Source organism: Rhizobium sophoriradicis (assembly GCF_003939025.1).
GTDB lineage: Bacteria > Pseudomonadota > Alphaproteobacteria > Rhizobiales > Rhizobiaceae > Rhizobium > Rhizobium sophoriradicis.
Window position 1 is genome coordinate 459,523 of sequence record NZ_RQIH01000001.1, and the last position, 12,401, is coordinate 471,923.

7 protein-coding genes are annotated in these 12,401 nt (G+C 62.1%); all 7 read right to left on the reverse strand.

Annotation, left to right across the window (positions count from 1 at the left end):
• Positions 1-102: 102 nt before the first annotated feature.
• The gene (locus EFR00_RS02240) at positions 103-1,545 is read right to left on the reverse strand and encodes an HlyD family type I secretion periplasmic adaptor subunit (RefSeq protein WP_040142909.1); all 1,443 of its coding nucleotides are present in this window, start codon (positions 1,543-1,545) and stop codon (positions 103-105) included.
• Complete coding sequence (locus tag EFR00_RS02245; RefSeq protein WP_040112894.1) at positions 1,542-3,686, reverse strand: peptidase domain-containing ABC transporter; 2,145 nt, start codon at positions 3,684-3,686, stop codon at positions 1,542-1,544. The genes EFR00_RS02240 and EFR00_RS02245 overlap by 4 nt, the downstream gene beginning before the upstream one ends.
• A 45-nt stretch (positions 3,687-3,731) precedes the next feature.
• Positions 3,732-4,040: a hypothetical protein gene (locus EFR00_RS02250; RefSeq protein WP_040112893.1), complete on the reverse strand. Its 309-nt coding sequence runs from the start codon at positions 4,038-4,040 to the stop codon at positions 3,732-3,734.
• Positions 4,041-4,107: 67 nt separating this feature from the next.
• Positions 4,108-5,340 (reverse strand): GTP-binding protein, encoded by a 1,233-nt coding sequence (locus EFR00_RS02255; protein ID WP_040112892.1) that lies wholly within the window; start codon positions 5,338-5,340, stop codon positions 4,108-4,110.
• 49 nt (positions 5,341-5,389) lie between these two features.
• A complete protein-coding gene (locus EFR00_RS02260) occupies positions 5,390-10,702 on the reverse strand; it encodes a DUF4082 domain-containing protein (protein ID WP_225887888.1) in 5,313 nt (1,770 codons plus the stop codon).
• A gap of 166 nt (positions 10,703-10,868) precedes the next feature.
• Entirely contained in the window at positions 10,869-12,053 is a 1,185-nt protein-coding gene (locus EFR00_RS02265; RefSeq protein ID WP_077994636.1) for a GTP-binding protein, read from the reverse strand.
• Between the two features lie 90 nt (positions 12,054-12,143).
• Positions 12,144-12,401, reverse strand: a 258-nt coding sequence (locus tag EFR00_RS02270; protein WP_125864843.1) for a DUF4082 domain-containing protein, incomplete at its 5' end; no start/stop codon positions are given.

The following is a 12,401-nucleotide window of genomic DNA, read 5'->3' on the forward strand; positions in this document are numbered from 1 at the left end:
ACCGACTTCGAACATGCAGGCGGCCTAAAATGCAGGCGAACAGACGCGACATCTGCCTCAAAGCTCACTCGGAACTGGGTTTCACCCAACCGATCCGTCAGCCTACGGTTCACGTATTGCGTTATCGAGTCCGCGCAGCAACGGATACAGGAAATAGGAGATCACCGTGCGGTTGCCGACCTTGATTTCCGTCGACACGGTCATACCCGGAAGCAGTCGCACCGGCACATCCGCGGCATTCAACCGGGTATCGGCAAGCAAGATCCGCGCCTTGAAGAAGGGGGCGGCCGGCTGGCTGGGGGTGGCTGTCTGCTCTTGCTGGCCGGTTAGAAAGGTGTCCTGGCTGATGGTTCTCACTTCACCCGAGGCGGTGCCATATTTCTGGAAGGGATAGGCATCGAGCTTGATACGCGCTTCCTTGCCGACGGCCACCCGGCCGATATCGCGCGTATTGATCGACACTTCGGCTTCGAGCGGCACGTTGATCGGCACCAGGGTGACAACCGGTTCGGCCTCCCGCACCACCGAACCGACCGAACGTTGCGCCAGATCGAGCACGACGGCATCGGCCGGTGCCGTCAGCGCCACCATGTTGCGGCGCAGCTCCAGTTTCTTCAGCTCTTCGCCCGCCATGTCGCGCTGGCTGCGCAGCTCCACGAGCTGCTCCATCGCGGCGCGGCGGAAATCCTCGATGAAAGCCTGGCGGTCGGCGAGCAGCTTGGCATAGGTGTGAGCCGCCTCGTCGGCCTTGCCGCGCACGGCGGTGATATCAGCCTCGACATCGAGACGTGCGTCGCGCGAGCCGAGCATGGTAAGCAGCGAGCCGCTTTCAGTGTCATAGAGCTTCTTTCGCGTCGCCTCGATTTGCGAAAGGTTGTCGCGCCGGTCGTTCAGCACGGCCTCCTGATTGCGGTTTGCCTTTAGAACGGAAGACTGGCCGGCGATCTGCTGCTCGAAATTCTGCAGTTGCGCCATGTAGAAGGCGCGCCGCTGGCCGAACAGCTGCAGCTGCAGTTGCTCATCCGGCGTGTTGCCGGCGATCTCCGAATAGTCCTTGCCGGTAAGCTCGGCCTCCAGCCGCTTCACCTGGGCGTCAAGAGCGGCAAGCTTCGCCCTCAGCTGCCCGACATCGGCCTGGCTGAAGGTGGCGTCGAGCGTCGCCAGCGTTTGGCCGGCATGCACCACCTCTCCGGCCTTGACCTCGATCGTGCGGATGATCGAGGTTTCGAGCGGCTGGACGACGATGGTCGGCTGGGTGGTGACGAGCTTGCCGGGGGCGATCACCACCTCGTCGACCGACGAGACCGAAGCCCAGATGATCGCCGAAGCAATCAGCGCCGTCACGCAGTAGAGCGTCATCCGGGCAACCCGCGGCGGGGCCCGTTCCTCGAGCTCGACGGCATCGGACTGGAATTCTGCAATTGCGGGCGGCAGCGGCGGGCGAGCGATGAGCTCCCTCCCCTTGCCGGAGGGTTTCTCGTCCGAGCGGCCTTCGTCCAGTGGGGCGGGCAGGTTCTCGTTGGGTTTTCTCGCGTGCGCGCTCATGCGACCTGCCTCATCTGCTGGGACCAAAGGTGGCGATAGGTCATGCAGCGCGACACAAGCTGATCGTGCCGGCCGATATCGGCGACCTTGCCACGCTCGACGACGAGAATGGCATCGGCATTGACAAGCGTCGAAAGCCGGTGCGAGACGATGATGACGGTGCGGCCGGCCGCGATGCGGCTGAGATTGTCGCGGATGATCGCCTCGCTGTCAGGGTCGAGCGCGCTGGTCGCCTCATCGAAAATCAACAGCTTCGGATCGGTGATCAGCGCGCGGGCAATCGCCAGCCGCTGTTTCTGGCCGCCCGACAGGTTGGCGGCGTTTTCCTCCAGCAGCGTGTCGAAGCCGCGCGGCAGGCGCTCGATGAACTCCTCGGCGCCGGCGATGCGGGCGACTTCCATGATCTCCTCGATGCTGGCATCGGGCTTGGCGGCGGCGATATTGTCACGGACCGAGCCGCGGAACAGGAAATTGTCCTGCAGCACGACGCCGATGCTGGTTCGAAGGTGCACCAGGTCGATCTCGCGGCTGTCATAACCATCCATGCGCACCAGCCCTTCCTGGCTCTGATAGAGCCCCTGGATGAGCCGGGTGATCGTCGTCTTGCCCGAACCGCTCTTGCCGACCACGCCGAACACCGAGCCCGCCGGAATGGCGAAGGAGACATTATCGAGCGCCGGCGCGCTGTCGGCAGCGTAGCGGAAGGTGACCCGGTCGAACTCGATGCGGCCCTGCAGACGCGGGCGAACACCCCGCCCCCGGCCCGCCTGCTCCGGCCGCTGGTTCATGATCTCGCCGAGCATGCGCACGGACAGCGCCACTTCCTGATATTCATGCACCATGGTGACGATCTGCACCAGCGGGCCGGAGACGCGGCCGGCGAGCATGTTGAAGGCGACAAGCGCGCCGATCGTCATCGCGCCATTGAAGACATCGAGCGCGCCGAGGCCGATGATCGCCACGCTCATCAGCTTTTCCAGAAGGCCGGTCATCGATTGGGCGATGGTCGAAATCTTCTCGACCCGGAAGCGCACCGAGATCGACTGGGCCGAATAATCGTCCCACACTTTGCGCTGGCGCGGTTCCAGCGCCAGCGATTTGACGGTGCGCATGCCGTGCACGGTTTCCACCAACAGGGCCTGCCGGTCGCCTTCCGCCTGGTAGAGCGCCTGCAGACGGCGCTGGAACGGCCCGACCAGCAGCATCACCACCAGGCCGACAAGCGCTGCGAAGCCCAGGACCACGAGCGTCAGCTTGACACTGTAGAGAAGCAGGATCGGCACGAAGACGAAGAGGGACACGCCATCGAGAAGCGTCAGGAACAGCCGGCCGGTCAGGAATTCGCGGATACGCCCGGTCTGCTGCATATGCTTGACGAGAACGCCGGCCGAAGCCTGCTCGAAGAGCGCGATCGGCAGATTGAGCAGATGGCCGAAGGTGCGGGTCGCCACCCGGATGTCGATCCTGTTGGTGGCGTAGAGCAGCAAATAGCGGCGCAGGAAGCTGAAAGTCGCATCGAAGATGAGAGCCACGCCGATACCGACAGTTAGAACCGTCAGTGTTGCATAGCTCTGATGGACGAGCACTTTGTCGATCACGAGCTGAAAGAACATCGGGGTCGTCAGTCCGAGGCCGTAAAGGACGAAGGCTGCCAGCGCGACATCTCGGAAGAAGCTGCGCTGCCTGATGATTTCGGGGACGAACCAGCGGAAACCGAAAGGCCGGTCCTCATCGGACATGCGATAATTGCGTTTCAGCAGAACCACCGATCCGAGCCAGGCCTTGGCGAACTGCTCTTCACTGAGCATCATCGCTTCGGCGCGTGAGGCGAGCGGGTCGAGAACGCGAATTCTCTCCTCCTCGCCGCTTCCGACAGCGTCGGCGATAACCACCCAATTGCCGTTCGTCAGTTCCGCGAGCACTGGAAAGGCCTCGCCGAGCTGAAACAGCGATCGCCAGTCGAGCGTCAGATGCCGGGCTCTGAGGCCGGCATCCTTGGCCATGCGCAGCAGCTGCCGCACGGCAACGGGATCGTTGCCGACGGCATAATCGTGCTGCAATCGCTCAGGAGCAAGATCAACGCCGTGATGTCGCGCGACGAGCGCCAGACAATGCAGGTTGGTATGCAGAAAACCACTCATGGCCCACCCGAAACCCAATACGAAACCGAGGCGATATCTGTTTTGTCAGTTGAAGTTCGGCGAAGCGTTCGAAGCGCCGGCCGGCCCCGATTGAATATCGGCAGCTGCCGCAGCTGACATATCGCCAACGCGACGCACCGCACCCGCTTCGACCAACCCGCCGAGCGCCTTCTGCATGAGATCGACCGCATTGGCGAAGGCATCGACAGGCATGATGATGCGCTGGCGAAAGACCGGCTTCGGGTTGTTGTTGGCATCACGATCGGTGGCCGAAAGCGACATCAGGTCGATGCGCACGATCGTTCCGGTAATGGTGATTTCGCCGATGCCATCTGCGTAAAGTTCGTTGCTCATTGTTCTCTCCTCTGGTTGATAATCAAAACGTCTTCACCTTAGGGCGCCTTACGTCCATGAGGACGCTCTAACTGTTTGAATGTGCATGCATATGCCCGTGCGGCCACGCTGGAAACGGATCCCGGAGCCCGATAGCTATCTGCGGATCGAAGCCTGTCTCCTCACCGGTCAGGCAGTCATCGAGTGCCGCCCTGATTGCTCCTTCGTCGAAGCCGGCGCCGATGAAGACGAGTTCCTGGCGGCGGTCGCCCCAGACCTCGTCCCAATGCCGGTCGATGAGCTGACGGAACTGCGGAAAGCGTGGCCACTGCACCTTTGGGACGGAGGCCCACCAGAAACCCCTGGTATCGATGCGGCACTGGGTGCCGGCAATCGACAGCAGACCGATCTCGTCAGGCCTTGTCGCGAGCCAGAAATGCCCTTTTGCGCGAATGAGGCCCCGCCATTTCCTGCCGAGGAAATCCTGCAGCCTCGAGGGATCAAATGGCCGGCGGCTGCGATAGACGAAGCTTTTGATGCCATATTCCTCGGTCTCCGGCACATGGTCGCCCCAGCCGAAGAGTTCCTTGTGCCAGAGCGGATTGCGGGCAGCCTTCGCCTCGCTGAAGAGACCAGTGTCCAGAATTGTGCTCAGTGGCACCTGGCCGAAGACTGCTTCGACGACCTGGGCATCCGGATTAAGTGCCGCGACGACCCGGCGAACCTCGGCAAGATCGGCACACGGCACGTCGCCTGCCTTGTTGATGATGACGACGTCGGAAAATTCGATCTGTTCGACGAGCAGTTCCACGAGCTTGCGCTCATCGTCCCCGTCACGCCTTTCGCCGCGATCGGCAAGGAATTCGGCACTCTGGTAATCGGCAAGCAGATTGACCGCATCGACGACGCAGACCATCGTGTCGAGTCGGGCGACGTCGCAAAGGGCTGCCCCGCTTTCGTCGCGGAAGGAAAACGTGGCTGCGACCGGCAACGGCTCGGCAATGCCGGTGCCCTCGATCAACAGATAGTCGAAACGGCCGGCGGCTGCCAATCGCCGCACCTCGCTCAGGAGATCGTCGCGCAGCGTGCAGCAGATGCATCCGTTGGTGAGCTCTACCAGCGTCTCGTCGGTACGCGATAGATCTGCCCCGCCCTCGCGCACAAGATCCGCATCGATGTTGACCTCGCTCATATCATTGACGATGACAGCAACCCGGCGACCCTCCCGATTACTCAGGACATGATTGAGGACAGTCGTCTTCCCGGCGCCGAGAAACCCGGCGAGAACCGTAACCGGCAATCTGATATCTGTACGCATCATCGATACTCTCACACTTCACGGCATGCTTGGTCTTGCTTCCGCGTGGGCGTCAGGCCGCGAGCTGCGGTTTGAATGCCACGTCCACGTAGTAGTTCGTGCTGTTATAGCTGGCGGTCGGGAACAGCCCGCCCGATCCATAGGCATAGACGCCGTTATTGCCGGCAGGCGCCTTCAGGTCCCCATTCGTCACATCGCTGCCGAAGTAATTGCCGGTCGCCGAATAATTGCCGTTGCTCGAGTAGGAGACGACGTAGGTCGTATCCGCCTGGATGGCGATCTGCTGGCTGAGTTGCGCGGTCTGCCAGCCGCTTGCCGTCTCGTTGTTGAAGGTGACGCTGCCGAGCAAGGTGCCGGATGCGGTCCACAGATAGCCGTTGTGCGGGCCGGTATTGTCGGCGCCCTTGTAGAAGCGGATGGCGGTGATCCAGCCGGCGGCATCGGCCTGGAACTTCATGCCGAGATTGACCTGCTGGTTGTCGTTGACCGAGACGACCGAGGGCGTCGCGTTGGCGGCAAAGAGGTTCTGTTCCGGACCAGCGGCCCCGTTGCTGATGGTGAGCGCCACCTGTGCCGAGGCCGTGCCGCCCCTGCCGTCCGAGATCGCGTAGCTGAAGCTCGCCGGTCCCGAATAGCCTGCCGTCGGCGTGAAGGTCACCGTCTGGGCCTGGGCATTCCAGGCGACCGAGCCGTTGACCGCGCCGCTGACGCCGGTGATCGTAAGCGGATCGCCATCGCCATCGGTATCGTTTGAAATGAGCGCCGAGGCCTGGATGGTGATCGGCGTGCCTGTGTTGGTCGAGAAGCCGCTGTCATTGGCAGCGACCGGAACCGTGTTCTGCCCGCTGCCCTGCCGATAGAGAACGTCCACCCAGTAATTCGTGGCATTGTAGGAGGCGGATGGGAACAGGCTGCCCGTGCCATAGGCGTAGACGCCGTTGCCGCCGCTGAGCGAACTTGCCGGCGCCGTCAGCGCGCCGCTCGTATAATCCGTCGTGAAGTAGTTCGCCGTTGAAGAATAGAAGCCGTTCGAATGGTAGCTCGCCACATAGGTGGTGCCGGCCGAAACATTGATCGGCTGGGTGAAGGAAACCGTCTGCCAGCCGCTCGCCGTTTCATTGATGAAGGTCGCCTGGGCCAGCAGCTGGCCGCTCGCCGTCCACAGCGAGCCGACATGCGTGCCGGTATCCTGGGCGCTCCTGTAATAAGTGAGCCCGGTAATCTGGCCGTTGGCGGAAGCGATGAACTTGACGCCGAGTTCGACCGAGTTGGCGTCGTTGGCGGCAGCAATTCCCGACGTGTCGGCGCCGGTGAACAGGCTCGACGTCGCGCCCCCGGCCGGCGGCGCGTTGACAGTGAGGCTGACCGTGGCCGACGCCGTGCCGCCGAACCCGTCCGAAACAGTATAGGAGAAGCTCGCCGCGCCCGTATAACCCGCCGTCGGCGTGAAAATGACGGTCTTGGTCTGGCTGTTGAAGCTCACCGTTCCGTGCACCGCACCATTGACGCCGGTGATGCTGAGCGAGTCCCCATCGCCATCGGTGTCGTTTGCAAGCAGGCTCGCTGCAGCAATCGACAGCGACGTGTCGGAGTAGGTCGTGTAGCCATTGTCGTTGGCGGCGACCGGCGCCGTATTGCCCGTCGACTGGTTGAAGACGACATCCACCCAGTAATTCGACGACTGGTAGCTGGAGGTCGGGAATGCCGAGCTCCCAACTGTGTAGACGCCATTGCTGCCGGCAAGCGCCGTCAGCGAGCCATTGGTATGGGCTGACGTGAAATAGTTCGCCGTCGCCACGTAGGAGCCTGTCGTGCTGTAGGAGGCGACATAGGTCGTGCCGGCAGATATATGCACTGCGTTGGCGAATGTCGCGGTCTGCCAACCGTTCACCGATCCGCTGTCGGCGAAGGTGACGGTCGCGATCCGCGTTCCGTCGGCCGTCCACAGAGAGCCGGTATGGGCTCCGGTATCGCCGACCGCCCTGTAGTAGCGGATGCCGGTAATCAATCCGCTGGAGGAAGCGACGAACTTCATGCCGAGTTCCATCGGCTGGCCGTCGTTGAAGCGTGCTCCCGTCGGCCCTTCGCTTGATGTAAACAGCGTTTCTCCAGCAGGGGCTGGGTTCACGGTGAGGCTGACGCTGCCTTGATCCGTGCCGCCGCGCCCGTCGGACAGCGTATAGGTGAAGCTTGCCGGCCCCGAATAATTGTTGGTCGGCGTGAAGATTACGGTGCGGTTCTGCTTGTTGAGCGTCACCGTACCGTTGACGGCGTTGCCAACGGCCGAAATCGCCAGCGCGTCGGCATTGGGATCCGTATCGTTTCCGACAAGCGATGCGATCGAGATGACGACGGTATTGTTGCTGGTGATGACTAGCCCGGTATCATCGGTCGCGACCGGCGCGCTGTTCGGGCCGGCATCAAAGACCACGTCAACCCAGTAATTGGTGCCGGTGCCGGGGCTTTGGCCGGGGAACGTGCCGGCAGTGGTGCCGTAGGCGAAGACGCCACCGCCATCGACGGCCTTCAGCGCACCGCTGCCATAGGGATCGCTGAAATAATTTCCGGTGAGGGAGTAGAATCCATTGCTGTGATAGGATGCCACATAGGTCGTGCCGGCTGCGATCTGGATCGGGCTGGAGAACATCACCGTCTGCCAGCCGGAGAGCGATTCACCTGTCGATACGCCGGTCGCCAGCAGCGTCCCATCGGCGGTCCAGAGGCTGACGACATGGTCGCCGGTATTGTAGAATCCCTTGTAGAAGCGGATGCCCTGCACCGAGCCCGCCGTCGTCGCCTGGAAGCGCAGGCCGAGCTCGATGGAATCGCGATCGATCGCCGTTTCGACAGCGGGCTTTTCCGCCAGCGTCCAAAGGCCCTGCGTTGCCGGCAGGGTGACGGTCACCTGCTTGCCGACCGACGGCGCCTCCATATTGACGCTGTCGTCGACGGCGCGCGACATGATCGTATAGTTGCCGCTGGCCTGCACGACCCAGTTATAGCTCCAGCTCTCGCGGCCTGTGGCCTTGAACCAATGCTGGCCGCCATCGGTAGAGACTTCGACGCCGGCAATGATGCCGCCGCCGAAATCCTGCGCCGTGCCCGTAATCGTCACACGCTGGCCTTCGAGGAAGCTTGCGCCTACGATCGGCGACGTGACAGACGAGGTGGGCTTCAGCGTGTCGGTCGATTTCGTCGCGAGGATCAAGCTCGCATCAAGCGTCGTCGGCTGGATGCCCATGTCCGCGAACATATTTACCATCGCCTGCTGCACGTTGCGGTCGGTCGGCGTTGTCGGGCCCTGATGGTTGTCGCTGAGACCCCAGGACCAGAAGACCGTGCCGGCGCCGAAGACCAGCGCACCGCTCTCGGCCCGATACATGGTGAGGCTGTGGGTGGCGACGGCCGAACCGATCGACGTGCCATAGTCGCGCAGGTACGTGCTCACCGAAACCGAGGAGAGCGACAGATTGATAAGCCCATCCGGCCGGAAGCCGTTCTCGACATCGGAATCCCATTCGTAGCCGAGCAGGTTCTGCACCAGATTATAGGTCCCGCCCTCCTGAAGCTCGGAAACGTCGGTGTTGCGCCAGAAGCGCAGGTTCGAGTAGTCGTAGGGGATGGAGATCGTATCCTGGCGGTAGCTGTCCACCTGGAACATGGTGCCGGTCAGCGAATTCTCCGGCTCCTGGCCCGGATCGGCATAACGCGGATCGCGCCAGGTGCCGGTGCCGACATTGCTCGGATCCGTGCTCGTGCCCCAGGTCTCCTTGTAGCAGACCATGGTGCGGTAGGCCTGGCCGCTGCCGTCGATGCTGCTTTCCCAGCGCACCTTCCAATAGCATTCGTTGCCGCTCCAGAAGGCGAGGTTGACGCCGGCATCGCGCGCCGCTTCGACGTTGGCGCGCTGTTCGGCTGACCAGTATTCGTCGTGCCCGACGGACAAATAGGCATCGTGGTTGAGCAGCAGCGCGCCGTTGCGCGTGGCGTCGACGCCCGAGATATAGGACACGTCGTAGCCATTCTGCTCCAACCACGAGATGGCGGATGATTCGACGCCGAAGATATAATCATGCGAGCCGCCGATCGGGCTGGTATTGGTGATGATCGGGCGGTTATAACTGACCGCCGAGGCGCGGCCGATCGCGGTCAGGCCGCAGCTGCAGTTCGGCGGCAGGTAGCCGATCATGTTGGCGGGATCGACGGGCACTTGGCCATAATAGAGGCTGGCGCCGCCCCAGGCATTATAGGCCTGCCATGTCGTATCCGAGGTTTGGAAGACGATATTGCTGGTGGACGCATCGTCGCGAACGACGAAGGGGATGATGCTGGCATCCTCGGTGCCGTCCTCACGCACCAGCTTGGCGAAATAGACACCGGATACCGCATCGTCGGGGATCTGCCAGCTGGCCGAAACCGACCAGTTGCCGCAATCGATAAGACCGAGCGACATGTCGACGATCGGATGCGGCTGAATCTGCGCCGTGGTCAGCGATTGCTCGATCGAGTCGACCTTGCGTGCACCGAGCCCGCCATAATAGCCCATGCGGTAGATGTCGATGCGGTAGTGCGTGGAGTCGGTGGCGATCTTGAAATCGACCGTCTGGCCGATATTCGTGCTGATTTCGGTGGCAAAACCCTGGATGGTGCCCTTGCCATCGCCCTCCAGGCCCCATTCGCTGATGGGGTTGCCCTGCTTCAGGTTTTCGAGCGCGATCTTGTTGGGCGTCGCCACTGGCAAAGGCACCGTCACCGGTCCCGACAATGCTGTCGGGGCCGCTGTCGTCTCAGCAGAAGAGTCCTGGCTCGGCTCGAGTGAGATGGATGCAACCGAGGCCTGGAGGCGCAGCGAAGCCGTGGCGACACTGTTGGACGAAGGAGCGGGCGCCACCGTTTCACCGCTGCCGGTATCGGTACCGCTGCCAACACCGGTCAGCACAGGAGCAGCGGGCAGCGTCGCAGCCTCCTCGTACGGATCCGGGCCAAGCACGGTGCGCTGAGATGTCGAGGACGACGTGTCGAAGACCGTCGCGGCCGAAGCCGTCTTCGTGGATGTGTCCAGAACGCCGCCATCGGCCGCAGGCGCAGGCGCCGGTATCGCCGTCGACGATGCCGGGGAGGGTTGCATGTCGCCTGGCGATATCAGGGACGATGTGACCGTGCCGGTGAAGGAGGATTGGACGGTTGCGCTACCCTGACTGGCAAAGCTGGCGGAACCGTCTGTGCTCGTCGAGGACACGACCGTCGCGGATCCAAGGGTTGCACTCCAGGCAGGCGGCGCACGACCGATACACAACGCTCCACCAATTGTACTCAGATACTCACGATTACTGACATGAATTCTCCGCATCAGCGGCGTCCCCATTCCGTCGATCGACACTACAAGATTGCATCCTGCCAGCTTTCGTAAGGGAACGGACGACAGCAATCCGGGGTAGATGGGTGGTACCCCCATACGTCGATATGATGATCTTAACCGCTTTCCGGCTGGTCGAGCCGGTTAACGCGCGAGTTGTACTACACCGCCCGCGCTACCAGGCCGGAAACGGATCTTCGAGAGTCGCCCAGTCGCGCGGATCGGCGCTGGCGAGGCATCCGTCAAGTGCGGTCCGCACACCCGTCTCGTCCATGTCGACGCCGATGAAGACCAGTTCCTGCCGGCGATCGCCCCAAGCCTTGTCCCATCGGCTCTGCAGGTGCTGATGAAACTGCTGATGGTCCGGCCAGTCCTGCCGGGGTACGGCTGCCCACCAGAGTCCCATTGGCTCGCAGCGCCGCTGAATCCCGGCAGCCGACATCAGACCCACATGACGTGGGCGCGTGGCAAGCCAGAAATGGCCCTTGGCGCGCAACACTCCGGGCCAAGGCTCGTCGAGGAATGCCCGAAACCGCATCGGGTCGAAGGGACGCCTTGTGCGATAGACAAAACTTGATACGCCGTATTCCTCCGTCTCCGGAATATGCTCCCCTGGACTGTACAATTCCTTGTGCCACAGGGGATGGGCGGCGGCTTTTGCTTCATCAAAGAGGCCCGTATCGAGAACGGTATCGAGAGATATCCTGCCGAAATCCGTCTCCATCTGGTGAGCATCCGGGTTGAGTGCAGCCACCGTCTTGCGGACTTCCGAGCGGATCTCTTCTGTCGCGTCCGAAATCTTGTTGATCACGACGACATCGGCAAACTCGATCTGATCCACCAGTAGGTCGATCAGTGTGCGCCGATCCTCTGGGTCCCGCTGCAGGCCACGGTCGGCAAGCAGATCGGCGCTACTGTAGTCGGCTAGCAGGTTTGCAGCATCGACCACAGTGACCATCGTGTCGAGTCTGGCAAAATCGGAGAGGGAGACGCCGTTCTCGTCGCGGAAGGAAAAAGTTGCCGCGATAGGGCGCGGCTCGGCAATGCCCGTTCCTTCGATCAACAGATAGTCGTATCGCCCCTCTTCGGCCAGCCGCCGCACTTCCGTCAGAAGATCGTTGCGCAAGGTACAGCAGATGCAGCCATTGCTGAGCTCGATCAATGTCTCCGTCGTGTGCGACAGGTTGCAGCCGCCGTCGCGAATGAGACTGGCGTCTATGTTCACTTCGCTCATATCATTGACGATGACCGCGACCCGCAGGCCCTGGCGGTTATTCAGCACATGGCTGAGCAGCGTCGTCTTGCCGGCGCCGAGGAAGCCGGCCAGCACGGTTACCGGGAGCCGTTCGATCCTGTTCATCGGCACGCCGTGAACGTGGGTAGGCGGAGCGGTCGGCATTTGCGTCCTATCAGCCTCATCGATTCCGTTCGTACTCCTCTTCCCGATGCGTCATGCGGCAAGCTGCGGGCGGAAGATCACATCGGCATAGTAATTGGCTGAATTGAAGGTAGCATTCGGGAAGAGCCCCGTGGTCGCCGACCCGCCGTAAGCGTAGACGCCGTTGCCGCCAGCGACCGCACTTGACGGGGCCGTCAGCGGACCATTGGTGACGGCAGTCGTAAAGAAATTGTTGGTCGCGACGTATGCGCCTGTCGTGTGATAGGAGGCGACATAGGTCGTATTGGCGGTGATGGTGACCGGTGTTGC